Source organism: Nocardiopsis sp. iso_25 (assembly GCF_056173305.1).
This window is the reverse complement of the sequence record NZ_CM149667.1, coordinates 3234248-3258474: the sequence shown is the minus strand read 5'-3', so window position 1 is coordinate 3258474 and position 24227 is coordinate 3234248. Positions and strand designations below refer to the sequence as shown.

The following is a 24227-nucleotide window of genomic DNA, read 5'->3' as shown; positions in this document are numbered from 1 at the left end:
CCCGACCGGCCGCGCCCCGGTCAGGGGGCGAGCAGTTCCCGGGTGAGCTCGACGAAGGCCAGATCCGCGCGCTTGGGCAGGCCGAAAGTCGCGTCACCGTAGGGAAAGGGCTCGGTCTTGCCGGTGTTGGTGTAGCCGCGCCGCTCGTACCAGGCGATCAGCTCCGGACGCTGCTTGAGCACCTTCATCCGCATCAGGCGGCAGCCCCACTCGCGCACCGCGGTCTCCTCCGCCTCGGCCAGGACCCGCTTGCCCAGCCCCCCTCCCTGGATGCCGGGCCGTACCGAGAACATGCCGAAGTAGGCGCCGTTGACGCCGCGCTGGAGCTCGCAGCAGGCCACGATCCGCCCCTGGGCCTCGGCGACCAGCACGATCGTGTTGGTGCGCGACAGCAGCTCGGCCATGCCCCCGGCGTCCACGCGCTGGCCGTCGAGCAGGTCGGCCTCGGTGGTCCAGCCCTGCTTGGAGGAGTCGCCGCGGTAGCAGGAGTTGACCAGCTCGACGAGCGCGGGGACGTCATCGGTGACGGCGGTCCTGTAGGCCAGGTCGGTCCAGGGCCCCGAAGTCGTCTCACTGCTGGTGGTCACACGCATCTCCCCCGTTGTTTCCGGCCGCTGGCACCCCCAGTATCGGCCACCGGACATAGCGAAGAACACGGACCCCTGGGGCAAGAGGGACGCAAGGGTCGTCCGGACGCGAGCTGATGCGTGACGGGCGCTGGCTGGTCTGACGCTCCGGCCCGGGCGGTGCTCCTGAGGTACCGCACGCCGTAGGCGGGGAGGATACGGGCATGAGCGTTCTCGACATGCTTCTGGCGGTGGTGGCCATCGTCGTCATCGGTGTGATCGTTTTCGTTGGCGGTGCAGACTCCGTCCTTCAGGGCGGGGTGAGCCGCCCCCGCCACAATGTCGTAGGGCCCGACTACGGTGTGTGCTGGTTCTTCGAGGGGAGGTGTTTTCTCATCATGCTGACGGGATTTCGGTACCGGCTCGCGCTCACTGACGAGCAGGCCGAGTCGTGTCAGGTCTATGGCGATATCTGTCGGGCGGTGTGGAACACCGGCCTGCACCAGCGCCGTGAGGCCGTGTCCCGTTGGCAGCGCGGCCAACGCCTGCCCTACTGCGGCTACCACCTCCAAGCCCGTGAACTGGCCGAGGCCAAGACCGAGGAGACCTGGCTGAAGGCCGCCCCCTCCCACATCCTCCAGCAGACCCTGCGCGACCTGGACCGGGCCTGCCGGGAGCACGGCACGTTCAAGGTGCGGTGGAAGCCCTCCTTCCGCTTCCCCGACGGTGGGCGGATGAGCATTCAACGCCTGAGCCGCAAATGGGGGCGCATCAAGCTGCCCAAGCTGGGATGGGCGCGCTTCCGCTGGTCACGCGCGCCCCGGGGCGCAGTCCGCTCAGCCACCGTCTCCCGCGACGGGGCCCACTGGTACGTGTCGTTGCTGTGCGAGGACGGCCACACCACCCCCGAGGCGCATGAGCGCCCCGCCAGCGCGGTAGGTGTGGACTGGGGTGTGGCGGTGGCGGTGGCCACCTCCGACGGCGACCTGCTCGACCAGGTGTTCCAGACCCAGAAGGAGGCCGAGCGTGAACGCCGTCTGCGCCGACGCCTGTGCCGCCAACGCAAAGGGTCGGCGAACCGGGCCAGGACCAGGGCCGCTCTGGGCAAGCTGACCGGGCGGGTGCGGGCTCGGCGCGCCGATTTTGCCGCGCAGGTCGCCCATACGTTGTGTGCCAAGAACGCGGTCGTGGTGCTGGAGAAGCTCAAGACCAAGAACATGACCGCCTCGGCCCAAGGCACCACCCACGCGCCGGGTGTCAACGTGCGTCAGAAGGCGGGGTTGAATCGGGCGATCCTGGCCAAGGGATGGCACGGCCTCACGCTGGCCTGTCAGAACGCGGCTCGGCGCACCGGGAGTCGGATCGTGGCGGTCGATCCCGCGTACACGTCCCAGACCTGTCACTCGTGCGCATACGTCGCGGCGGAGAACCGAGAGAGCCAATCGGTGTTCTGCTGCGGCAGGTGCGGGCACACAGCTCATGCGGACGTGAACGCGGCCCAGAACATTCTCACGCGCGGATGGACTAGCCCTTCGGGGTGAACCGTGCCAGCCTGCCGAGACCTCTGGGATGCCATGTCGGTGAAGCAGGAACCAGTTGCGGCCGCGAGGCGCGTAGCACCACCGCCCCGACAAGGGGCGGTCGGAATCTCCCTCGTTGACGAGGAAGAGGAAGTCAACCCGTTGGTCTTCTGTGTCGTCTCCATCGTGGACGAGATCCGCTACGGCGGCAGCGGGTCGGACGGCGGCCACCGGGGCGGCGGCGACGGCGGGTCCGGCGGCGGTGGTGACGGCGGAGGCGGAGGGGGCTGTTGGCTCCTTCTGCGGCCGGGGCGGGCTGAGAGGGCCTCTCGGAGGGGCCCACCGGGTGCGGCGGGCCGCTCCGTCCTCCCCCGGACGCCGACCGCTCAGGTGTCCTGGCGGCGCCGCCATGCCTCCTCGGTGCGGGCCAGGAAGGCGCGCAGCTCCCGCCGCGCCCCCTCGGGGCCCTTCATGCCCGGGGTGACCATCAGCTGGAGGGCGAGCCCGTCCACCTGGGTGTGCAGGTACCCGGACCACTCCTCGACCCACGGGTCGGGGTGGGGCTGGAAGGGGTCCTCCACCGGCTGCTGGGTGAGGGCGGCGATCAGGAGCCGGTAGAGCCTGCGCTGGCTGTTCCAGCGCTGCTCCCGGTCGCGGTCGTACTCCCCCAGCAGCCCGGCGGCCTCCCAGGCGCGGTACTCCGCGCGGCGGGTCGCGTCCAGGGGCAGGAGCTGTTCGGCGTACTCGGCCATGCGGTCCAGGAACGGGGTGTCCGGGTCCTGGGCGCCGTTCAGGGCCGTCACGCGCGCGGTGACGCGCTCCTCGGACAGGTTCATGGCGAAGACGAGCAGGTCCTCGCGGGTCTGGAAGTAGTGGCGCAGGGCTCCGGGGGACCAGCCCGCCTCGGCGGCCACGGAGCGGATGGACACGGCGGCCGGGCCGGACTCGGCGATGACCCGCCACAGGGCCTCGGCCAGCTCCCGGCGGCGCTGTTCGTGGTCGACGATCTTGGGCATCTCCCCTTTCTAGCACACTTGTGTTATTTTATTTGACACAGGCGTATGAAAACGAGAGCGGGGGAGATCCCGATGCCGTCCCTGGAAGTGCTGTTGCCGGTCGCCGGACTGGCGCTGCTGGACACCCTGAGCCCCGCCACCATCGGGGTCTCGCTGTACGTGTTACTCAGCGGGGCGCGGTCGGTGGCCCGCCCCCTGTTCGTCTACCTGGCCACCGTCGCCGCCTTCTACTTCGCCCTGGGCTGCGCGCTCATGCTCGGCCTCGGCTTCGCGTTCGAGGCCCTGGACGACCTCGCCGACAGCCCCGTCCTGGGCTGGGTGATGGTGGTGCTGGGCGGGGGCATGCTCGCCTACGCCCTGTTCATGCCGAGCGGACCGCGGCGGCAGCGCAGGCCCGTATCGCTGCGCACCGGCACGATGGTCGCGCTGGGCCTGGCCACCGGCCTGCTGGAGGGCGGTACCGCGCTGCCCTACTTCGGCGCCATCGGCATCATGACCACCGCCGGGCTCTCCACCGCGGCCTGGGTGCCGCTGCTCGCCGCCTACAACGTCGTCATGGTGCTCCCGCCGATCCTGCTCTACCTGGCCTACCGCGCCTTCGGCGAGCGGCTGCGGCCCCGGATGGAGCGCTGGCGGACCAAGATCGAGTCCGGTTCCCGGGAGGCCCTGGGCTGGATCATCGGCATCGTCGGCTTCCTGGTCCTGCGGCACGGGCTGTGGCTCTCCGGAATCCTCGACGGGGCCACCGCCTTCCTGGACGCCCTGTGACCGAAGGGCCCGAACGCGGCGGCGCCAACGCGGGGTGGAGCCAGCACCACCCCCGGTCCGCACCCGTACCGCCCTGACTCCGGGCCCGGCCGGGCGTAACTTCGGGGCCATGGACACGACCCGCAACCCCGTCGCCCGGCTCCTGGCCGACACCCGCCACATCCTCCTGGGCCTGCCGTTGGCCCTCATCGCCTTCGTGGTCGTCCTGACGGTCCTGGCCGCCGGGGCGGGCACCGCCGTCGTCATGGCGGGCCTGTTCCTGATGACGGGCGCCCTGTACGCCGCACGCGGGTTCGCCCACGTCGAACGCGTGCGCCTGGCCGACCTGGGCCGACGACCGGTGACGCGCCGCCCCTACCGCTCCCCCGCTCCCGGAGTCGGCCCCCTGCGCCGGGCCCTGACCCCGCTGGCCTGCCCGCAGAGCTGGCTGGACGCCCTGCACGCGCTGGTGCTGCTGCCCGTGGCCGTGGTCGGCTTCTGCCTCACCGCCACCTGGTGGGCAGGCGCCCTGGCCGGGCTGCTCCAGCCGCTGTGGGGCTGGTCGCTGTACACCATCCCCGGCTACACCGACGTGGGCACCTACCTGGTGCCCGAGTACCCGGTGCTGGCGACCACGGTGGCGCACATGCTCGCCGGAGTGCTGTTCGCCCTCACCCTGCCCCTGGTGGCGCGCGCCTGCGCCCGCACACAGGCCACGCTCGGCCGCGCCCTGCTGCTGGCTCCCGAGGACCCCCACGTGGGCGTGTACACCGCGGCGCCGCACCGGGAGGAGACCGCACGGGCCGCGCAGCACCGGCAGGACACCGCGCCCATGGCGGCGGGCGTATGAGGATCGCTGCCCGGCGCACTCCCGCTGTTCGACCCGGAGGGCGGGTGTCGGCGGACGGAGCGCCGGTCAGTCTCCGCCGCCGCCTCCGTCGCCCCCGTCACCGCCGCCGCTGTAGCCCGCGCCGCCGCTGCGGTCGGTGCCGTACCTGCGCCTGTACTCCCGCCACTCCCTCTGCTGCCGGTTCCACACCTGCCTGCTCATCCCCCGGGGGCGCCGAGGAGCGCTCCGGTCCTCCCCGCCGACGAGGATCATGAAACCGAGTGTCACGACGGTCGTCACGACCACGGCCACCAGGGGCAGCACCCCCGCTACAACCGCGCCGACCGCGTCGGCCACGTCGCCGACCGCCTCCCGGGCGCCCGGATCGGTCACGGCCCCGGCCAGGGCCAGGAACACGGCCATGACGGCAGTCCACATCGCGACCGTCAGCAGGTCGCGGACGCGTCTCCGGTGGCGGACCCCGTCCAGGTACCCGGTCGCCCAGGCACACGCGGCGCAGACGAAGACGTACACGGCCAGTACCGCCAGGAGGGCCCGCGCGCCGCTGCTCTGCGGTGGCGCGACCGCGACCACGATCAGGGTCGTGCCCGCACCGCCGCTGGCGGCCACCACCGCCAGATGCGTGAGCACGGCGTCGCGTTTCCTGAGGCGCTCCTCCTCGTGGGAGCCGACCATGGTGCGGTAGGAGCCGAGCACGACCCACAGCAGGCAGGCGCACGCGAGCGCGCATCCGGCCACGATCAGCAGCATCGACGGCATGGCGGCCTCCACGGCGCGGGGGTGGTCGGGTTCCTACCCGCCCCGCACCCGTCGACGGCCGACGGCGGTGGCCGGACCAGGACAGCGGTCGGTCGGCGGTCGTCACCGCACGTCGGGGCGCCGGGGAGCCGCGCCGCTCTGGGCGGGACGGCTCGCGGAACCGCCCGCCCGGCTAGAGCGAACCCGACAGCAGGAACATGAGGCCGACGAACGTTCCGATGATGACGAAGCCCAGGCCGACGACGACCATGACCGCGCCGGGCCCGCACCCCCACGTGTGGGCTTCGGGCACGGAGAAGCGCGCCGGGGCCCTGAGGTCGTACCTGACCCGCGCGCTCTGTCCCCTGACGGGGCGGTAGGAGGTGCTGGAGCGGCGGTAGCGCCGGTGCACCTCGCGCCCGTCGCCGGCCGAGAAGTGCACGGTGAACGGGTGGGTGTACACGCGGCGGCCGTTCACCGTCGCCCTGCTGGCCTCACGCCAGGAGTCGGTGACGGTTCCGTCGGCCCCACCGGTGTAGCCCCGGCCGCCCGCACGGTCGCGCACCGCGGACACGGTCGCGGAGAGGAGCATGCCGAGGCCGACGACGGTGAACAGGAACGGCAGGTACCGGAGGAGGCCGCCGCCGTCCCCGCCGGACAGGGCCAGCGCGGCGATGACGGCGGTGAAGGCGGGCACGGCGAGCATCGTCAGGACCGCGGCGGCGATCGCCTTCGCGCCGCCGGGGCGGCACCCGGGGCGGACAGGGTAGTGCTCGGCCGACGGGCCGGGCAGGACAGCGCTCTCCACCCGGACGAGCCGCGGGTCGTCGGCCGAGTGCAGGAGTTCGACCGGGGTGCCCTCGCGGACGAGGTACCCGCCCAGCCCCGAGGTGTCGACCGCCTCCCGCTCCCGGCCGTCGGCGTCGCGGAAGGCCACGGTGACGGTGTGGCCGTTGGGGCTCCGGGTAAGAGGGTGCACCGAAGTGACGACTCCCCGCGCGCGCACGCCGGTCCGGTCCAGAAGGCGGGCGTCGCGCCGGACCCGCAGCGCCGCCGACAGGTCCTTGAAGCCGGAGTAGACCGAGTACACGGAGAAGAGGGCCAGGAGGAGGAGCGCGAGGAGTCCTTGGGGGTCCACCGGGCCGTTCTACCAGAGCGCCGACGGCCGGAGAAGGGGTGTACGGGGATCGGGTCCGGCCGCAGGGGCCGCCGGTGCACGGGTGTCGGCCGCGGGCGCCCCGTTTGCCCGTGCAGCGGCCTCCCGGCGGTGTCGCGCGTCGGTTCGGGCAGCGGTGCCAGCGGCGTGAGCAGGGCGCCGCTCTGTTCGGCGCGGACGCGCTCGGCCAGGTCGACTCCGCCCATGGCCATCGCCGCGACGTAGGCGCCAGCCGACGTGCCGACGGCGACCGAGCAGGCCGAGGGGGTGAACCCCGCGTGCTCGCCCAGGGCTGCGAGTACGCCGGTCTCCCAGGCGATGCCGACCCAGCCGCCTCCGCCGAGGATCAGTCCGGTGTTCATTCCTACTCCTTACGTGGGTGGGGTGTCTGCCGGGGGTGTGTGCTCCCCGCGTGCCGACTGGCCAGTGGTCTAGGAGGCTGTTCCGGTCCCGGCGTCGAAGGGGACGCCGGTGAGCTGTTCGCTCGCCGTCCACAGCCGCCCGGCCTCATCGGTGTCGTCCGCTCCCGTGGGAAGCCTGGCGGGTTTGGGGGTGCCGGAGGTCTGGTCGCGGCCGGCCGGGCCGATGAACTGCCCGGAGCTGACGTGCGTACTGGTGGCCGCGTACAGGAGGGGCCAGGCGGCACCGTCGGCCGATCCCATGAGCAGGCGCGCGGCGACCGGGGTGACGATGCGGCTCAGTGTCCCGGTGCCGTGCTGCTGGAGCCCGGTCATCGCTGATCCCGGATGGACGACGAGTGCCGCGAGGGGGCTGTGCGCGGTCCGGCGGGCGAGTTCGAGGGTGTAGACGATGTTGGCGCGCTTGGACTTCGCGTAGGCGCCCATGGCGCGGTAGCCCTTCTCGCTCATCAGGTCGTCGAGTCCGCCCGTCCGCCACCGCGCGGCGATGGCGCTGACCGTGACCACGCGAGGTGCGGGGGAACGCAGTACGGCGGGCCAGACCCGGGCGTCGAAGGCGAAGTGGCCGAGGTGGTTGGTGCCGACCGTCATCTCGAAGCCGTCGCGTGTCAGCCGCCGCTCGGGCAGGTTCATCACGCCGGCGTTGTTGAACAGCAGGTCGATCGTCTCGGTCTCGGCGATTCGCGTGGCGGCGTCACGGACGGAGGAGAGGTCGGCGAGGTCGAGTACCAGTGTGTCGGTCCGGGCCCCGGGCGCGGCGGTGCGCACGGTCTCGGCGGCCTGGTCCAGTCTGTCCCGGCTGCGTCCCGCCAGGATGACGCGGGCGCCGTGCCGGGCCAGGACGCGAGCGGTCTCCAGGCCGATCCCGCCGCTCCCGCCGGTGATCAGCGCCGTACGGCCGCTCTGGTCGGGGATGTCGTCAGGCGTCCAGTGGTTCATCTCCGTGCCTCTCCGTTGGTTCGTCGTGTGCTGTGCGCGGGTCGTCCGGCGACCGGATACCCGGCCCGGGAGGTCTTGTGCGGCGCGCCCCAATTTAAGAGACCGGTGGTCTGATGTCAAAAGACCGGCGGTTTGTAATATGGGGGCATGGAGAACTTCCAGCGCGCCCGCAGTGAGGAGCAGCGCGAGATCCGGCGCAGGGCGGTACTGGACACCACCGCGGCCATGCTTGAGGAGATGCCCGCCGGTGGCGTCAGCCTCAACGAGCTGAGCCGCCGGGTCGGGCTGGCCAAGTCCAACGTGCTGCGCTACTTCGAATCCCGTGAAGCGATCCTGTTGGAGCTGCTGGACCGCGCCTGGCGGCAGTGGATCGCCGACCTGCCCGCCCTCCTCGACGCCGGCATCGACCGGGCGGCGCCCGTGGAGCGGCGCACGGAGCAGTTCGCCGCCGCCGTCGCCCGCTCCCTCGCCGGGCGCCGGGTCCTGTGCGACCTGCTGAGCTCCCAGGCGGGCGTGCTGGAGCACAACGTCTCCGCCGAGGCGGCCGCCCGCTACAAGCGCGCGGCCGTGGCCAACGTCGCCGCCGTCGCCGTGCTGGCCGACCGCCACCTGCCCGAACTGGGCGAGGACGCCCCGCGCCTGGCCGCGGCCATGATCATGGCGATCGGGGCCGTGTGGACGCACGCCCACCCCTCCGAGGCGATGCTCGCCGCCTACCGGGCCGACCCGTCACTCACCGCGTTCGAGATGGACTTCGCCACCGCACTGGAGGACATGCTGGCCACCCTCACCGCGGGCACCATCGCCCGCACCTCCTCCTGACCTCTGCTCCGCGCAGCGGCCTCCGGGCGGTTGGCCGGTGGCAGGAGGGGGATCTGCGCCGTAGGAGTCCGTCGAGGGCGTCCCACTCCCCCGCGCGGCGGCCTCCGGGCGGTTGGCGGGTCGCGGGCGGGAGTTTGACCTCAATATTTGTTGAGGTTCTACGGTTCTTGGCATCAACTCCGACAGATCCGGTGGACGACCATGAGTATGGAACTGGCCGCTTATAACTCCATGTACCACGCCATGCACGCCCGCGAGGACCAGCGCCCCTTCTCACTGCCCGTCCTGCGCCGGATCGCCTCCTTCGCCCGGCCCCACGCGCGCCAGCTCGCCTGGTTCGTGGCCCTGAGCGTGGTCACCGCCGTCCTGACCGTGGCCTCCCCGCTCCTGGCCGGACGGGTCGTCACCGCCATCACCGAGGGCGGCCCGCTGGAACCCGTACTGTTCCTGGCCGGGCTCATCGCCGCCGTCGCGGTCCTCGAAGCCGCCCTGGGGCTGGTGGTGCGCTGGCTCTCCTCCCGCGTCGGCGAGGGGCTCATCCTGGACCTGCGCACCACCGTCTACGACCACGTCCAGCGCATGCCGGTCGCCTTCTTCACCCGCACACGCACCGGCGCCCTCGTCAGCCGCCTCAACAACGACGTCATCGGCGCCCAGCGCGCCTTCAGCGACGTGCTCTCCGGGGTGCTCAGCAACCTGGTCACCCTGGCCCTGGCCCTGGCCGTCATGCTCGCCCTGTCCTGGCAGATCACCCTGCTCGCGCTCGTGCTGCTGCCGCTGTTCGTGGTGCCCGCCCGCCGCATGGGCGCGCGCCTGGCCAGGATCGAGCGCGAGCGCACCGTCCACAACGCGGCCATGGGCACCCAGATGACCGAGCGCTTCTCGGCTCCGGGCGCCACCCTGGTCAAGCTCTTCGGCCGCCCCGAGGAGGAGTCGGCCGAGTTCGCCCGCCGCGCCGGACGGGTCCGCGACATCGGCGTGCGCACCGCGATGGTCCAGGAGGTCTTCTTCACCGCCCTGACCCTGGTCTCCGCGCTCGCCCTGGCCCTGGTCTACGGCCTGGGCGGCTTCTACGCCCTGACCGGCCGCCTGGACGCGGGAACCGTGGTGTCCATGGGCATGCTCCTCACCCGCCTGTACGCCCCGCTCACCTCCCTGGCCAGCGCCCGGGTGGAGGTGATGAGCGCGCTGGTCAGCTTCAGCCGGGTCTTCGAGATCCTGGACCTGCGGCCCCTGGTGGAGGAGAAGAAGGAGGCCCGCGAGGTCCCCGCCGGGCCGGTGTCGGTGGAGTTCGACGACGTCTCCTTCGCCTACCCCTCCGCGGACAGGGTGTCGCTGGCCTCCCTGGAGGAGGTCGCCGTCCTGGACACCGCCGAGCAGCGCGAGGTCCTGCACGGGGTGTCCTTGCGGATCGAACCCGGGCAGACGGTCGCCCTGGTGGGCTCCTCCGGCGCGGGCAAGTCCACCATCGCCCAGCTGGCCCCGCGCCTGTACGACGTGGACTCGGGCGCCGTGCGCCTGGCGGGGGTGGACGTGCGCGACCTGTCCTTCGCCTCCGTGCGCGCCACCCTGGGCATGGTCACCCAGGACGGGCACCTGTTCCACGAGACCGTGCGCGCCAACCTGTCGCTGGCCCGGCCCGGGGCGACGGAGGAGGAGCTGTGGGACGCGCTGCGCCGCGCCCGCCTGGACCAGCTCGTCGCCGCCCTGCCCGACGGACTGGACACCGTGGTCGGCGAGCGCGGGTACCGCTTCTCCGGCGGTGAGCGCCAGCGCCTGACCATCGCCCGCCTGCTGGTGGCCGGACCCGAGGTGGTCATCCTCGACGAGGCCACCTCGGCCCTGGACTCCACCTCCGAGGCCGCGGTGCAGGCCGCCCTGGCCGAGGCGCTGGAGGGTCGGACCGCGCTGGTCATCGCCCACCGGCTCTCCACCGTCCGCGCCGCCGACGCCATCCTGGTCGTGGAGGCCGGACGGATCGTGGAGCGCGGCACCCACGCCGAACTGCTGGCCCGCGGCGGCCGCTACGCCGAGCTGTACCGGACCCAGTTCGCCGCCGACGACTCCGCGGCGGTCCCGGTCGGACGCGCGGTGTCCTAGAGGAGTTGCGGGGGAAGGCCCGGACGGAGCCTTCCCCCGTCTTCGGGCGGGCGTCCTCGAAGGGGGCCGCTTCCGCCGCCACAGACCCCGTCCCCCGGTGGCGCCACACCGGGGGACGGTTCTCCGTGCCCGGTCGGCACGCGGGGGCGTGCCGACCGGGCGGTGCGTACGGCGCCGCCACGGCCCCCGAGGAAGGTCGGAACCCTCCCCGGGGCCGGGGCGGGTCAGATGTGGCGCACCACGCGGGCCGGGTTGCCGACGGCCACCACGTTGGCGGGCAGGTCGCGCACGACCACCGCCCCGGCGCCCACCACGGTGTTCTCCCCGATCGTCACACCCGGGCAGACGATGACCCCGCCGCCCAGCCACACGTTGTCGCCGATGGTGATCGGCTCGGCCGCCTCCCACTTGTCGCGCCGCTGCTCGGGGTCCACGGGGTGGGTGGGGGTGAGCAGCTGGACGTTGGGGCCGATCTGCACGTCCGCGCCGATGCTGATCGGGGCCACGTCCAGCATCACCGCGCCGCAGTTGACGAACGTGCGCGCGCCGATGGTGATCATGGAGCCGTAGTCCACCCGCAGCGGGGGCCGGACCCAGGCGTCCTCGCCCAGCTCGCCCACCAGGTCGGCCAGGAGCTTTCGGCGGTCCGGGTCGTCCACGGAGGCGTTGTTGAACGCCGCCGCACGCCTCTCCGCCCGGATGAGGTCGGCCTGGAGGTCGGGGTCGTCCGCCTGGTAGAGCTCACCGGCGAGCATGCGTTCCTTCTGGCTGGTCACCACGGTCCCTTCGTGTCGGTCGCGTTCCGACCCTAGCCCGGCGCGCGCGGGTCGGGGCCCGTCTCCGGCTTTCGCGGAGACGGGCCCCGACCGGCCCCTCACAGGATCCGACGCGCTCCGGGAACCGCCCGCACGGCGGTGGCCAGCGCCCAGCAGGCCGGAACCGCGAGCGCTCCCATGCCGAGGAACTTCACGAGCGCGCTGGCCTCCCAACCGCTCAGGGCCACCCCCAACCCCACCAGCACCAGCGGGTGCAGGACGTACACGGCGAAGGCGTTGTCGGACAGCCAGCGCGTGAGGCGGTTGCTCCCGCTGGCGAAGCGCCGGAAGACCACCAGCAGCGTGAGCACCGCGCCCGTGGCCAGGACCGACTCGGACGTGATCTGCGCCAGCGCCTGCCAGGTGCCCGACGCGGGCGTGATCTCGCCCGACAGGATCGTGACCGCCGCCCCCGCCGCCAGACCCGCCAGGGCCAGGGCCGCGCCCCACCACCCGGCGGCGCCGGGCAGCCGGGTCAGCCAGTTGCCCCGGTAGGCCAGCACACCCAGGACGAACAGGGTGACGTACTGGGGCAGGAAGCCGGGGCTGGGCAGCCCCAAGATCGGCCAGTACGGGGCCGGGGCCAGGTAGCGCCAGGCGAAGGTGACCAGGGCCAGGCCCAGGGTGAGGGCCGCGACGGGCACCGCCCAGCGCAGCGGAGCGGTGTCGGCGGGCCGGGCAGGGAGCTCTACCTCTGCGCCCGCCTGCCGGACGCGGCGCTCGCGCAGACTCCGCACGGCCACGTAGGCCAGGGTCATGACCAGCAGGACCTCCACGAACCACATGGGCCCGGGGTCGTAGGTCATGATCAGGAACAGCCAGAACGGCAGCTCGCCGCCCTCGGCCGCGAACACCTCGACGGCGGGCCCGTAGTTGGGGATCACCAGGAACGGGCGGACCAGCAGCACGAACAGCAGGAAGGGCGCGCCCAGGCGCACCAGGCGCTCGCGGACCAACCCGCGCCCGCCCCGGCGGTCGGCCGCTCCCGGCACGAAGTAGCCCGCGAGCAGGAAGAACAGTCCCATGAAGTAGGTCTGGTTGAGGAAGACGAGCAGGTCCAGCAGGCCGCCGGAGGGATCCTGGGCCGGTTCGAGGTAGAACCACACCGGGATGTTGCCGTAGGTGAGCGCGACGTGGTGCAGGACGACCAGCACGGTCAGCGCGCCCCGCAGGTTGTCGACGTGGTGCAGGCGTCCGCGCGCGGGCGGCGCGGGGTCCGGGAGGAGCGGTGGGCCGGCGTGCTGCGTCATGGTGTCCTCGTCAGTCGTTCGGGGGTGGGGGGCGGTCGGCGCGGGTGGCGCGCACGAGCAGTTCGCCCAGCTCGCGGGCGTGTGCCATGAGGTCGTGGCCGGGGTGGGCGCTCCAGTAGGCGAACATCGCGTCGATCGCCGTCTGCTGGGTCACCGCCATCACCCGCACGTCGAAGTCGCGGAACTCGCCGCTCTCCTGGCCGGACCGGTACAGGTTCTCCAGGGACTCGTAGAGGACGTCGGCCTCCGCCGCCCCGTAGCGCGGGGTGCCGTCCGCCTTGCGTGCGTGGGTGAAGATCTGCCCCAGCGCGGCCATGCGCTCGGGGTGGGACAGCGCGTACTCGGCCACGCCGCGCACGTGGGTGCGCAGCATGTCGGCGGTGTTGGTCTGCTCCAGGATCGCGGGAAAGACGGACTCGGCGATCTCGGTGTAGACGTCGGTCACCACCTGGTCCATGAGCTCGTCCTTTCCGGCGAAGTGGTAGGAGATCACGCCCTTGCTGATCCCGGCCGTGCGCGCGATCCGCGCCAGGGAGGCGTTGGGATAGCCCACCTCGGCGATGGTCTCGACCGCCGCCGTGATGATCTGCGCCCTGCGGGCCTCCTCGATGAAGGACCGTTTCTGTCCGCCTGGTTCATTTTTTGACCGCATGGCCAGAATCTAGCACGCACGGCCAGGAAGCTATCGGGGATGCCCCTGACCCGACCCCTGGCGGCCACCCACCCGTCCCGGGGCCCGTCCCCGGCTCTCACTCCTTCGGGCATTCGGCCAGGACGAGCGGACTCGGCTGAGACCATCCTTCGGCGCACCGGATTTTTGGAGGTGAGATCTGGCGTTTTCCCTTTTGGCTAGTATCATTAGTGATACTAAGACGATCATGGGACGCTTGGAAAAAGCACTGGAAGCTATGCGCGCCAACCCTTCGGCGGTGCGCTTCGTCGACCTGGAGCGGGTATGCAGGCACCACTTCGGTGATCCGCGTCAGTGCGGTACCTCGCATCAGGTGTACAAGATGCCCTGGCCAGGGGATCCGCGCGTGAACATCCAGAACGACCACGGAAGGGCGAAGGCCTACCAGGTGAAGCAGGTCCTCGCCGCGATCGACAAACTGGGAGAGCAGGAGGGGCGACCGTGAACGTCGCAGACCACTACGCCTACCGAGTCCGCTGGTCGGCCGAGGACGAGTGCTACGTCGGCACCGTCGCCGAACTACCGTCCCTGTCCTGGCTCGCTCCCGGACGCAACGAGGCCTTCGAGGGCATCCAGCGGCTGGCCTTGGAAGTCGTTGAGGACATGCTCTCCTCGGACGGGGAGGAACCGCCGAGGGCGATCGCGGACCGGCCGTACTCGGGCAGGTTCGTGGTCCGGGTACCGCCCGAGCTTCATCGCCAGCTCGCGCTCGAAGCGGCCGAACAGCACGTGTCCCTCAACCGGCTTGCCGCCGCGCGCCTCGGGGACTCCTCCCGTGCGGCGTGCGGATAACACCGCCGGGACGAACGACGGTGCCCGCGCTCCCGGAGGGACACGGGCACCAGGACCACGGCCGCAGGACCTCAGTCCAGGCAGAACTCGTTGCCCTCGGGGTCGGCCATCACGATGAAGCCGGTCTCCATGGGCGGCTCCGGCTCGTGGCGGCGCACCCGCGTCGCCCCCAGCGCCAGAAGCCGCGCGCACTCGGCCTCCAGCGCCGCCATCCGCTCCTCCCTCAGCAGCCCGGGCGCCACGCGCACGTCGAGGTGGAGGCGGTTCTTGACCACCTTGTCCTCCGGCACCCGCTGGAAGAACAGCCGGGGGCCGCGCCCCTCGGGGTCCTCGACGGCCGACCTCGTGTTGCGCTGGTCCTCGGGCACGCCCACCCGCTCCAGGAAGGCGTCCCACGCAGCCAGGGGATCGGCGCCCCCGGGCAGGTCGATGCCGGGCGGACCGGGGTGGACGTAGCCCAGCACGTCGCGCCAGAAGGACGACAGCGCCCGCGGGTCGTGCGCGTCGAAGGTGATCTGGACGTCGAGACTCATCGGTTCGCTCCGTTCGCGGCTGCCGCCGTGTGCAGGTAGAGGTCGCGCAGCAGGCAGACCTCGGACAGATGATGGATCAGCTCGCGGTGGATGTGCAGCACCAGGTCCGCCATGGGTGCCTCGGGGTAGGGCTCCTTGTCACCGACCGGGGTCCGCAGCGCGGCCGCGTCCAGGCCCCGCACCCCGGCCAGCCACACGTCGACCTGGGTTTCGAGCTGGTCGAGCGCGTCGGACGCGCTCCCGGCGTACTCCCACGTCTCGTACGAGGCCGCCGGTGCCCCGAAGTGCGACGCGTTGCGCATGGCGAGCACGCCGACGATGACGTGGCCGAGCCGCCAGGCGATCGTGGTGAAGGGTGCGGGGTCGGGCTCCGGGAAGGCGAAGTCGATCGTGAAGTCCCCCGAACCGCCCCGCATGGGCGCCGTCGAGCCACCGCGCGGCCGCACGCTCCAGGAGCGGGAGTCCGGTACCGGCGACCAGAAGTACTCGTCGTCGGTGAGGCCCTCGAAGCGGGGCCGGATGTGGTGGTTCCAGTGGAACTCCCACTGCTCGCGCAGGGTCTGGTTCCAATCGGGTTCTGCTGTGCTCATGGGGCGACCCTGGCACCTCTGGCGGACAGGATCGGTCCGCTATCTCTGGCAGGGTGGACCGCATGGACACGGCAGGCGGCGACGAACGCGGCACGACGGAACGGGTGCTCACCCTGCTCGGGCTGCTGCAGCGGCGCCGGGTGTGGACGGGTCCCGAACTCGCCGACCGGCTCGGGGTCACGCCGCGCACGGTGCGGCGCGACGTCGACCGCCTGCGCGCGCTCGGCTATCCGGTGCACGCCAGCCAGGGCGTCGGCGGCGGCTACCAGCTCGGCCCGGGCAAGGACCTGCCGCCGCTGCTGCTGGACGACGAGGAGGCGATCGCCACCGTGGTCTCGCTGCTCGCCGGAGCGGGCGGCGCGGACGGTGTGGAAGGCGGCGCGGGCGACGCCGCGCTGCGGGCGCTGACCAAGCTCGACCGGGTGCTGCCCATCCGGTTGCGCAACGAGGTGCGCGCGCTCTCCGGTTCGGTGGAGTCCTTCGACTCGGGCCGCACGCCGGTCGATCCCGAGGTGCTCATGACGCTGGCCCGGGCCTGCCGCGACGAGGTCGAGGCCGGTTTCGACTACCCGTCCGGGAGCGGGGTGCGACGGCGGCGGGTCGAGCCCCGCCGCCTGGTCGCCTCCGAGCGGCGCTGGTACCTGCTCGCCTACGACCTGGACCGCGACGACTGGCGCAGCTTCCGCGTGGACCGGATGACCGATGTGGTCGCGCGGACCTGGCGTTTCCGCTCCCGCGCGGCCCCCGACGCGGCGGCGTACGTGCAGGAGGGCGTGGCCAGCCGGGTCTACCCGCGCCAGGCGCGCTTCCTCGTGTATGCGTCGGCCGAGACGGTGCGCGCGCAGATCCCCGCGTCGGCGGCGGTCGTGCGAGAGCGGGGCGACGGGCGCTGCGAGGTGGTCAGCGGCGGTCACGACCTCGACTTCGTGCTCATGCACGTGCTCCTGTTGGGCCACGAGTTCGAGGTGCTCGACCCGCCGGAGCTGGCGGGACGCTGCCGCGTGCTGGCGCGAAGGCTGCTGTCGGCCGGTGCGGCGGCCCCGGCCGAGCCGGACCGCGAGGAACCCGGGCCCTGAGCGGTCGCCCGCGAGGGGTACGGCCCGTGCCCCCGCGCGTCCCGGGGCGGCGCAGCAGGCCGCGCCTGCCCCGGCCGAGCCGAAAAGGGGAGGAAGCCCAAGCGGGTGCCCACGCTTGCGGCCTCCGTCCCGGCCGCGCCCCCATCCGTGCCTCAGACGGAGCCGAAGACGTGCCCCCGGTGGACGGTGGCGACGACACCCCAATGCGCGCCTCAGGCTGCGCGTACCCCGATCCCGCGTCTCTCCCCGCGTCCGAGAGGGCTGCGCCTCGGCAGGATCCAACCCGCCTTCTCCGGTGCGCGTCCCTACGAGCGCCTCGGGGCGGCACAGTAGGCCGTCAGCACCGCCGCGCCCCACACCGCCTGCGCCGCGAGCAGCGGCACGGTCACCCCGGCGGTGAACGCCGAAAGCGCGGGCAGGCACCCGAGCACGGCGATGTCGGCGCCGGTCAGCGCCCACACCACCGGCCCCAGCGGCACCGGGCCCAGGGGTGTGTCCACGACGGGCATCGTGTGCTCCACGGGTCGGCGCCGGGCAAGCCGCAGCGCCCCCGCCGCCAGTGCCGGAGCGCACAACAGCCCCAGCGGCCACAGGAGCCCTCCGAAGCCCGCGAGGCCCAGCCCGGCCAGCGCGAGGGTCAGCCACAGGCCGCCGAGCAGGGCGGGCAGCACCGACCGCGCCGCCATGAGCGCGTGCGGACCGGTGCCCAGCAACCGCGCCAACGCCGCGTCCCCGGCGTCCCGGCGCGCCCCCGCGGTGCCCGTCGCCGCGACCGCCAGCGCGCCCGCGGCGAGGACCACCAGCGCACCCGCCTCCCCGACGCCTGCCCTCGCGGCCAGCACGGGCAGGACGGTCGCCGCCGCCACCAGCGTCAGGAGCCCCGGCCGTCGCATCAGCCGCCGCCAGTCCAGCCAGGCCACCGCCGCCGCTCCGCACAGCCGGGACGGCCACGCGCGCGAGCGCAGCACGCGTGAACGCCAGTGCGCGTCCTCGGCGATCCACGACAGCGAACCCGGGTCCATGACCAGGAGCGCGCCCGCCGCGAGTTCCGCCCTGGACGAGGCCTCCAGGACCGCTCGGGCCGGGATGCGCGCCAGTGCCCGCCAGGCCCGCCACGCCAGAGCGGCGGCCACCCCGGCCGAAGCGCACGCCGCCGCGCCCCACGCCGACACGGGAGCCGACGCGATGCCCACGAGCACCCCGCGCCCCGGGCCCGCGCTCATCACCGTCGCGGCGGCCGCAGCGACGACGAGGGCGACGAGCAGCGCGGTCAGCCGGTCGTCCCAGGGCTGCGACGCCTGCGCCAGCACGGCCGTCGCCGCCCCGCCCACCGTCCACGACACGGCCAGCACCACGGACGCCAGCAGCCGCAGCGCCAGCGCGTCGGGGGCGCCGAGCGCGCTCAGCAGCGCGAGACCGAACACCGCACCGACCACGGCGCACACCACGGCCAGGGCCAGCAGGGCGGGGGCCAGCACGCCGCGGCGCGGCAGCGGTGAGAGCACCAGCCACGCCGCGTCCGCCGCCGACACCGCCGTCGGCCCGACCGCGCGCGCCAGCCTCAGGGAGGACGCCAGCAGCAGGGCGACCAGCGCCAGGCCCGCGCCCGCCCGCACCGGATCGACCGCGTCGGGCACGGCCGCCACCGCGCGGCCGACCACCGGGGACACCGTCACCACCAGCAGCCCCAGGGCCAGCAGGATGACGTAGCGGTCGGACCAGCTGCGGTGTCGGCGGTTGCGGGCCCGCACGAACGCCCGGACCTGTGCCGCCCCCGTGCGCGTCGCTCCCGCCCGTGTCACCCCGTTCACGCGGCGGCCTCCAGGGCGACGTGGCGGGCGTCCGCGGCGAAGCGCGGATCGTGCGTCACCATCACCACCGTGCCGCCGTTCGCGGCGTACTCGGCGAGCAGCTCCGCGAGCCGTCCCCGGAAGGCGGCGTCGAGCCCGCGTTCGGGTTCGTCCAGCAGCAGCAACCGGCTCGGCCGCAGCAGCGCCATGGCCAGGGACAGCCGCTGACGCTGCCCGGTCGAGAGAGACGATGGGGCCCGGTCCGCGCAGCCGGACAGCTCGAACAGCTCCACGGCCGCCGCCACCTCCAGTCGTCCGGGGCCGTGCACGGCGCGCATCAGTTCCAGGTGCTCGCGCACGGTCAGCCCCGGGTACCAGGTCGGCTCGTCGCCGACCAGGGCGACCTCGCGCCAGAACGCGGGTTCGTCCACGGGCGGCCGGCCCAGCACGCTGACCTCGCCCGCGGTCCGTTGGAGCCCCGCGAGGCAGCGCAGCAGGGTGGTCTTGCCGACGCCGTTGGCGCCGAGCACCGCGACCACCTCCCCGGGCGCGACCGTGAGGTCGACTCCGCGCAGGACCGGGACGCCGCCCAGTTCCACGTCCACGTTCCGGGCCACGATGATCGGTTCGCTCACCGGCTCAGCCTAGGGCTCGGGCGTCGAGCCGGGGCCGCCGCGTCCGGCCCCCGGACGGGCAGCACGACCCGTCCGCCCCGGCACTTGGCGGTGCCGGGGCGGACACGGGGACAGCGCGCGGCCGTCCCCTCCGCTCAGGCCTTCCCGGGGAACGTCGGTCAGCGCTCCAGGTAGGCCCGCAGGTGGCGGGCAGTGAGGGTGTCGCCCTCCGCCACCAGCCGGGCGGGGCTGCCCTCGAACACGATCCGGCCGCCGTCGTGCCCGGCGCCCGGCCCCAGGTCGATGACGTGGTCGGCGTGCGCCATCACCGCCTGGTGGTGCTCGATCACCACCACCGTGTTGCCGTCGTCCACCAGCCGGTCCAGCAGCGCCAGCAGCCGGTCCACGTCGGCCAGGTGCAGGCCCGTGGTCGGCTCGTCCATCACGTACACCGCCCCGTCGCGGGCCATGTTGATGGCCAGTTTCAGGCGCTGGCGCTCACCGCCGGACAGGGTGGTCAGCGGCTGGCCCAGGCCCAGGTAGCCCAGGCCCACGTCGTGCAGCCGGTCCAGGATGGTGCGGGCGTTGCCGCCGGAGAAGAACTCCCGCGCCTCCACCACCGACATCGCCAGCACCTCGCTGATGTCCTTGCCGCGCAGCTTGTGCGTGAGCACCTCGGCCCGGAACCGCTTGCCCTCGCAGTGCTCGCAGGGCGAGGAGACCCCGGCCATCATCGCCAGGTCGGTGTAGATGACCCCGGCACCCTTGCACTCGGGGCAGGCGCCCTCGGAGTTGGCGCTGAACAGCGAGGCCTTGACGTTGTTGGCGCGGGCGAAGGCGGTGCGGATCGGGTCCAGCAGCCCGGTGTAGGTGGCCGGGTTGGAGCGCCGCGACCCCTTGATCGCCGACTGGTCGACCACCACCACGTCCTCGCGCCCGGGCAGGGCGCCGTGGATGAGCGAGCTCTTGCCCGAGCCCGCCACGCCGGTGACCACAGTGAGAACGCCGGTGGGGACGTCCACGCTGACGTCCTTGAGGTTGTGCGAGTTCGCGCCGGTGATGGAGATGTGTCCCCGGGGCGTGCGCACCCGCTCGCGCAGGGTGGCCCGGTGGTCCAGGTGGTCGCCGGTGAGCGTGCCCGAGGCCCGCAGCCCGGCCACGTCTCCGGTGTAGGTGACGCGTCCGCCCGAGGGCCCGGCGCCGGGACCCAGGTCCACCACGTGGTCGGCGATGGCGATGGTCTCGGGCTTGTGCTCGACCACCAGAACCGTGTTGCCCTTGTCGCGCAGGCTCAGCAGCAGGTTGTTCATCCGCTCGATGTCGTGCGGGTGCAGGCCCACGGTCGGCTCGTCGAAGACGTAGGTCACGTCGCTGAGGCTGGAGCCCAGGTGGCGCACCATCTTGACCCGCTGCGCCTCGCCGCCCGAGAGCGTGCCCGACTCCCGGTCCAGGCTCAGGTAGCCCAGCCCCACCTGCACCAGGGACTCCAGGGTGTGCCCGAGGTTGTCCAGCAGGGGCTTGACCGAGGGCTCGTCCAGGGAGCGCACGAACCCGGCCAGCTCGTCCACCTGCATGGCCGAGCACTCGGTGATGGTGCGCCCGGCGACCTCGACCGCCCGGGCCCGGGCGTTGAGGCGGGCGCCCCCGCACTCGGGGCAGGTGGAGAAGGTCACCGCGCGGTCGGCGAAGGCGCGCACGGCCGTCTGCATCTTCTCGCGGTCCTTGGTCAGGTAGGTGCGCCTGATCTTGGGGACCAGCCCCTCGTAGGAGAAGGAGTTGGTGCCGACCTTGACCTTGGTGACGGGCAGGTGCAGCAGGGTGTGCCGCTCCTGGTCGGTGTAGTCGCCCACCCTCTTGTCGGCGTCCAGCAGGCCCGAGTTGACGAAGACCTGCCAGTACCAGCTGCCCACCCCGTAGCCGGGGACGGTGATCGCGCCCTCGTTCAGGGACAGGTCGCGGTCGACGAGTTCGTCCACGTCGATCTGGTTGGTGCGCCCCAGGCCCTCGCACTCACCGCACATGCCCTCGGAGTTGTTGAAGCTGAAGGCGCTGGAGGGTTCCAGGCGCGGGGTGCCGACCCGGCTGAAGACGATCCGCAGCATGGCGGCGGCGTCGGTGGCGGTGCCGACGGTGGAGCGGGAGTTGGCGCCCATCCGCTCCTGGTCGACGATGATCGCCGCGCTGAGGTTGCGCAGGCTGTCCACGTCGGGCCGCCCCAGGCTGGGCATGAACGACTGGACGAACGTTGTGTACGTTTCGTTGATCAGGCGCTGGGACTCGGCGGCGATCGTTCCGAAGACCAGGGAGGACTTGCCCGAGCCGGACAGGCCGGTGAAAACGCTCAGCCTCCGTTTGGGGATGTCCACCGAGACGTCGGCGAGGTTGTTCTCCCGGGCTCCTCGGACCTGGATGGTGTCGTGGGTGTCCGCTGTGGTGGGGTGGGAAGACACACTGCTCCTCAGGAGTCCTTATGGCGTAAGCTGATGGCTGGAGAACGTTAGTTTATAGCGTAAGGAGATGCAAGTGGTGGTCTACGCCGGGCAGGGTGACGCCCGTCGCACCATGGAGCTGCTGTGGCGTTCGCGCGGTGGGGACAGCGCCCGGACGGCTCCCGGCCCCAAGCCCGAACTCAGCGTGGACCTGGTGGTGGAGACCGCCATCGCCCTCGCCGACGCCGAGGGCATGCAGGCGCTGTCCATGCGCGCGGTGGGTCAGCGCCTGGGGCGCACCGCCATGTCGCTCTACACCTACGTGGCCAGCAAGAACGAACTCGTGGAGCTGATGTACGACCACGTCTTCGCCGGACTGGCCGACGCGGCCGAGGCCGACGCCGAACCAGACTGGCGCACGGCTACGACATCCTGGGCCACCCGGCTGTGGGACTTCTACCTGGACCACCCCTGGACCCTGGAGGTCTCCCAGGCACGGCCGGTGCTGGGCCCCAATGAGTACCGGCTGTTCGAGTCGCTGGCCGTGGTGCTGCACCGCGCCGGGCTGGGCCCCACGCAGATCCGCAGCGCCTACGGCAACCTGTTCACCCTCGCGCGCGGACCCGTGCAGATCGCCTCGGAGTCGCGCCGCGCCCCGGAGGTCACGGGTGTGGCCGAGGAGGCGTGGTGGTACGAGCGCTCCGCGCAGCTGGACCGGGTCGCACCGGACTTCGACCAGCGCTTCCCCGTGCTGACCCTGCTGTCGGAGCAGGGGGCGTTCAGCAACGAGAACCAGGACGAGCCCTACCTGGAGCAGGAGGCGTGGGAGACCTTCCTGTTCGGGCTCAACGCCCTGTTGGACGGCCTCCAGACCAGCCTCGGCCCGCGCGGGTGAGCCCGCCGGTCGCCCCGTCGGCCCTCCGGGGCCGGGCGACCGGCACGGCCGGGGTCAGAGAACCACCAGGGAGGCGGCCACCGGCGCCGCGTACACCAGCGGGAAGGGGATGTGCGCGTAGGAGCGCGCCCGGACCACCGCGGCCACGGCCCCGGTGAAGTACAGGACCAGGCCGACCCCCGCCAGCACACCGACGACCGGGACGAACAGGCCCGCCAGCAGGCCCACTGCCCCCGCGGCCTTGGCCGCGCCGAGCCAGGGCCACCACGAACGGGGGACGCCGTACTCGGTCAGGGGCTGCACGACCCACTGCGCGCGCAGGAAGACCGACCCGGCGGAGAAGGCCGCCAGGGCGGAGCCGAGCAGGGTGAGGACGATGTGGGCGGTGGACATCAGCGGCGCTCCTCGTCGGGAGGGCCCCGGCCTGCCCGGCCGGGTGCCTTCGGGCTTGTCACCCCCTCGACCCCGCACGGCGCACGGATGTGACGGCTTTGCGGAAGGAGTTCTCGGGACAGGCGCCGGTCACCGCGGCCGGGCGAAGGTGATGATCTCCGCGCTCGCGTCGGTCAGCGGGCTCCGGTCCCAGTAGCCGTACTGCGCGCTCACGTCGAATCCGGCCTCGGCCAGGAAGCCGTTCAGGGCGTCGGCGTCCAGGAAGCGCAGCGTGCTGCGGCTGCTCTTGGGCTGGTCCCACCCCTCGACGCCGTAGTCGGAGGTGAAGGTGACCAGGTCGCCCTCCACGCTCTCCAGCCGGTGGACACAGGTGGCCCTGCGCCCTCCGGGCCCGTCCACGGTGCGCGTCCGCTCGGGGGTCCACGCCTCCCAACCGCGCGCGGCCGGGTTGCGGGTCTCGAACACGAACCGGCCGTCGTCGGTCAGGACGCGGCGCACCGCCGCCAGGAACTCGCGTACCTCGGCGTCGGTGAGGAACACCTGGAAGGCGTGGCCGGTCATGACGACCAGGTCGAACTCGCCCTCGAAGGAACGTGTGCCCAGGTCGCCCAGAGTCCACTCGACGTCGTCGCGGTCGCGCCGTCCGACCTCCAGCATCGCGTCGGCCGGGTCGAGGCCGACCAGGCGCCCGGTGTGGCCGCGCCCGCGCGCCACCCGCTGGAGTTTGCCCGTCCCGCAGCCCACGTCCAGGACGCAGCGGGCGTCCATGACCAGGTCGAGGTAGAAGTCGTCCTGGGGTGAGGACCGCCAGAAGTTGAAGTAGTCGTAGAGCTCGGCCAGGTCCGGCTGGGAGAAGTGTCGGTCGACCATCGGGCCATTGTGGCCGACCGCTCCCCCGCCGTCACCGGGTTTTCGCGCGCCCGCGAACACCGAGCGCCACCGATCGAGATCCTCGCCGCCTGCTGGTCGACCGGTGCTACAAGGGCTTCGAGAACCGCACTCCCGAGGCGGTGTAGCCGCGCCGCCTGTAGAAAGCGTGGGCCCCGGTCCGCCCGGTCGAGGAGTTCAGCATGGCCCGGGCCGCACCCCGCTCCACGGCCCAGGCCTCGAACGCGGCGCACAGCGCCGTTCCCACGCCCCTGCCCCGTGCGTCCGCGGCGGTGACCAGCGCGATGAGCTGAGCGGCCGGGGTGTCGTCCTCCACCGGGAACAGCAGGTGTCCGGCGGCGAAGCCCACCAGCTCTCCCGAAGCGGTCTCGCTGACCCAGAAGCCGTAGGTGGGGTCGCCTGCCAGCCGTTCGAGGCGACTGCGCACCTGAGCGGCCGTGGCGGGGTGCGACAGCGCCGCGTAGAGAGGCACGAGCCCGTCCGCGTCGGCGGTCCGGACCGTGCGGATGGTCACGTGGGGAGTCATTTCCCGCACGTTACCCAGGGGTGTGTGGACCGGTCGTCGCCCCCTGCCGGTTTCCGGCACTGCGGGCCGAGC

General features: G+C 72.6%; 25 protein-coding genes. 9 read left to right on the top strand and 16 right to left on the bottom strand.

Annotated features, from left to right (window positions below; translation table 11 throughout):
- Positions 1 to 20: 20 nt before the first annotated feature.
- A complete protein-coding gene (locus AC0VX6_RS14115; protein ID WP_475469116.1) occupies positions 21 to 593 on the bottom strand; it encodes a GNAT family N-acetyltransferase in 573 nt (190 codons plus the stop codon).
- Between the two features lie 197 nt (positions 594 to 790).
- Here AC0VX6_RS14115 and AC0VX6_RS14110 point away from each other — a divergent pair, with 197 nt between their 5' ends.
- Positions 791 to 2107 (top strand): RNA-guided endonuclease InsQ/TnpB family protein, encoded by a 1317-nt coding sequence (locus tag AC0VX6_RS14110; protein ID WP_475469114.1) that lies wholly within the window; start codon positions 791 to 793, stop codon positions 2105 to 2107.
- Between the two features lie 365 nt (positions 2108 to 2472).
- Here the strand turns inward: AC0VX6_RS14110 and AC0VX6_RS14105 are convergent, their stop codons facing one another.
- A complete protein-coding gene (locus AC0VX6_RS14105) occupies positions 2473 to 3102 on the bottom strand; it encodes a TetR/AcrR family transcriptional regulator (protein ID WP_274977989.1) in 630 nt (209 codons plus the stop codon).
- A gap of 72 nt (positions 3103 to 3174) precedes the next feature.
- Here AC0VX6_RS14105 and AC0VX6_RS14100 point away from each other — a divergent pair, with 72 nt between their 5' ends.
- Together AC0VX6_RS14100 and AC0VX6_RS14095 are read left to right on the top strand one after the other, a co-directional pair.
- On the top strand, positions 3175 to 3870 hold the full coding sequence (locus AC0VX6_RS14100; protein ID WP_475469112.1) for a GAP family protein: 696 nt from the start codon (positions 3175 to 3177) through the stop codon (positions 3868 to 3870).
- A gap of 109 nt (positions 3871 to 3979) precedes the next feature.
- A complete protein-coding gene (locus AC0VX6_RS14095) occupies positions 3980 to 4699 on the top strand; it encodes a sensor domain-containing protein (protein ID WP_475469110.1) in 720 nt (239 codons plus the stop codon).
- Positions 4700 to 4765: 66 nt separating this feature from the next.
- Here AC0VX6_RS14095 and AC0VX6_RS14090 read toward each other — a convergent pair whose 3' ends face one another.
- From AC0VX6_RS14090 to AC0VX6_RS14080, 3 genes are all read right to left on the bottom strand, one after another.
- Positions 4766 to 5458, bottom strand: coding sequence for a hypothetical protein (locus AC0VX6_RS14090; protein ID WP_475469109.1), 693 nt, complete (start codon positions 5456 to 5458; stop codon positions 4766 to 4768).
- A gap of 172 nt (positions 5459 to 5630) precedes the next feature.
- Positions 5631 to 6575, bottom strand: coding sequence for a DUF3592 domain-containing protein (locus AC0VX6_RS14085; RefSeq protein WP_475469107.1), 945 nt, complete (start codon positions 6573 to 6575; stop codon positions 5631 to 5633).
- A 449-nt stretch (positions 6576 to 7024) separates the two neighbouring features.
- Positions 7025 to 7951, bottom strand: coding sequence for an oxidoreductase (locus tag AC0VX6_RS14080; protein WP_274977983.1), 927 nt, complete (start codon positions 7949 to 7951; stop codon positions 7025 to 7027).
- 147 nt (positions 7952 to 8098) lie between these two features.
- On the opposite strand from AC0VX6_RS14080, the gene AC0VX6_RS14075 reads away from it, so the two are divergent.
- Positions 8099 to 8773: a TetR/AcrR family transcriptional regulator gene (locus AC0VX6_RS14075; RefSeq protein WP_475469104.1), complete on the top strand. Its 675-nt coding sequence runs from the start codon at positions 8099 to 8101 to the stop codon at positions 8771 to 8773.
- A 201-nt stretch (positions 8774 to 8974) separates the two neighbouring features.
- Entirely contained in the window at positions 8975 to 10873 is a 1899-nt protein-coding gene (locus tag AC0VX6_RS14070) for an ABC transporter ATP-binding protein (RefSeq protein WP_475469102.1), read from the top strand.
- Between the two features lie 224 nt (positions 10874 to 11097).
- Here the strand turns inward: AC0VX6_RS14070 and AC0VX6_RS14065 are convergent, their stop codons facing one another.
- The 3 genes from AC0VX6_RS14065 to AC0VX6_RS14055 all read right to left on the bottom strand — a co-directional run bounded on the left by AC0VX6_RS14065 (position 11098) and on the right by AC0VX6_RS14055 (position 13590).
- Positions 11098 to 11652, bottom strand: a complete 555-nt coding sequence (locus AC0VX6_RS14065) for a sugar O-acetyltransferase (RefSeq protein ID WP_248770448.1) — start codon at positions 11650 to 11652, stop codon at positions 11098 to 11100.
- 95 nt (positions 11653 to 11747) lie between these two features.
- On the bottom strand, positions 11748 to 12938 hold the full coding sequence (locus AC0VX6_RS14060; protein ID WP_475469100.1) for an acyltransferase family protein: 1191 nt from the start codon (positions 12936 to 12938) through the stop codon (positions 11748 to 11750).
- Between the two features lie 10 nt (positions 12939 to 12948).
- Positions 12949 to 13590 carry a TetR/AcrR family transcriptional regulator gene (locus tag AC0VX6_RS14055; protein ID WP_475469098.1) on the bottom strand — a complete coding sequence of 214 codons (642 nt, stop codon included), beginning with the start codon at positions 13588 to 13590 and terminating at the stop codon, positions 12949 to 12951.
- Positions 13591 to 13816: 226 nt separating this feature from the next.
- Between AC0VX6_RS14055 and AC0VX6_RS14050 the strand changes: the two genes are divergently transcribed.
- Together AC0VX6_RS14050 and AC0VX6_RS14045 are read left to right on the top strand one after the other, a co-directional pair.
- Positions 13817 to 14074, top strand: a complete 258-nt coding sequence (locus AC0VX6_RS14050; protein WP_475469096.1) for a toxin HicA — start codon at positions 13817 to 13819, stop codon at positions 14072 to 14074.
- Positions 14071 to 14421 (top strand): type II toxin-antitoxin system HicB family antitoxin, encoded by a 351-nt coding sequence (locus tag AC0VX6_RS14045; protein WP_475469095.1) that lies wholly within the window; start codon positions 14071 to 14073, stop codon positions 14419 to 14421. The genes AC0VX6_RS14050 and AC0VX6_RS14045 overlap by 4 nt, the downstream gene beginning before the upstream one ends.
- Positions 14422 to 14492: 71 nt before the next feature.
- Here the strand turns inward: AC0VX6_RS14045 and AC0VX6_RS14040 are convergent, their stop codons facing one another.
- Together AC0VX6_RS14040 and AC0VX6_RS14035 are read right to left on the bottom strand one after the other, a co-directional pair.
- On the bottom strand, positions 14493 to 14954 hold the full coding sequence (locus AC0VX6_RS14040; protein ID WP_475469093.1) for a VOC family protein: 462 nt from the start codon (positions 14952 to 14954) through the stop codon (positions 14493 to 14495).
- Positions 14951 to 15544 (bottom strand): DinB family protein, encoded by a 594-nt coding sequence (locus AC0VX6_RS14035; RefSeq protein ID WP_475469091.1) that lies wholly within the window; start codon positions 15542 to 15544, stop codon positions 14951 to 14953. The genes AC0VX6_RS14040 and AC0VX6_RS14035 overlap by 4 nt, the downstream gene beginning before the upstream one ends.
- 62 nt (positions 15545 to 15606) lie before the next feature.
- Between AC0VX6_RS14035 and AC0VX6_RS14030 the strand changes: the two genes are divergently transcribed.
- Positions 15607 to 16620 (top strand): helix-turn-helix transcriptional regulator, encoded by a 1014-nt coding sequence (locus AC0VX6_RS14030; RefSeq protein WP_475469089.1) that lies wholly within the window; start codon positions 15607 to 15609, stop codon positions 16618 to 16620.
- 305 nt (positions 16621 to 16925) lie between these two features.
- Here AC0VX6_RS14030 and AC0VX6_RS14025 read toward each other — a convergent pair whose 3' ends face one another.
- The 3 genes from AC0VX6_RS14025 to AC0VX6_RS14015 form a co-directional block, all read right to left on the bottom strand.
- Positions 16926 to 18431 (bottom strand): DUF6297 family protein, encoded by a 1506-nt coding sequence (locus AC0VX6_RS14025; RefSeq protein WP_475469087.1) that lies wholly within the window; start codon positions 18429 to 18431, stop codon positions 16926 to 16928.
- Positions 18428 to 19045, bottom strand: coding sequence for a heme ABC exporter ATP-binding protein CcmA (gene ccmA, locus AC0VX6_RS14020; protein ID WP_475469085.1), 618 nt, complete (start codon positions 19043 to 19045; stop codon positions 18428 to 18430). Before ccmA ends, AC0VX6_RS14025 begins: the two co-directional genes overlap by 4 nt.
- A gap of 158 nt (positions 19046 to 19203) precedes the next feature.
- Positions 19204 to 21474 (bottom strand): ATP-binding cassette domain-containing protein, encoded by a 2271-nt coding sequence (locus tag AC0VX6_RS14015; RefSeq protein WP_475469083.1) that lies wholly within the window; start codon positions 21472 to 21474, stop codon positions 19204 to 19206.
- A gap of 73 nt (positions 21475 to 21547) precedes the next feature.
- On the opposite strand from AC0VX6_RS14015, the gene AC0VX6_RS14010 reads away from it, so the two are divergent.
- A complete protein-coding gene (locus tag AC0VX6_RS14010) occupies positions 21548 to 22348 on the top strand; it encodes a TetR/AcrR family transcriptional regulator (RefSeq protein ID WP_475469345.1) in 801 nt (266 codons plus the stop codon).
- Between the two features lie 54 nt (positions 22349 to 22402).
- On the opposite strand, the gene AC0VX6_RS14005 is transcribed toward AC0VX6_RS14010, so the two are convergent.
- From AC0VX6_RS14005 to AC0VX6_RS13995, 3 genes are all read right to left on the bottom strand, one after another.
- Entirely contained in the window at positions 22403 to 22741 is a 339-nt protein-coding gene (locus tag AC0VX6_RS14005; RefSeq protein ID WP_475469081.1) for a DoxX family protein, read from the bottom strand.
- Between the two features lie 129 nt (positions 22742 to 22870).
- A complete protein-coding gene (locus tag AC0VX6_RS14000; protein WP_475469080.1) occupies positions 22871 to 23611 on the bottom strand; it encodes a class I SAM-dependent methyltransferase in 741 nt (246 codons plus the stop codon).
- Between the two features lie 106 nt (positions 23612 to 23717).
- The gene (locus tag AC0VX6_RS13995; RefSeq protein ID WP_274977966.1) at positions 23718 to 24155 is read right to left on the bottom strand and encodes a GNAT family N-acetyltransferase; all 438 of its coding nucleotides are present in this window, start codon (positions 24153 to 24155) and stop codon (positions 23718 to 23720) included.
- Positions 24156 to 24227: the final 72 nt, after the last annotated feature.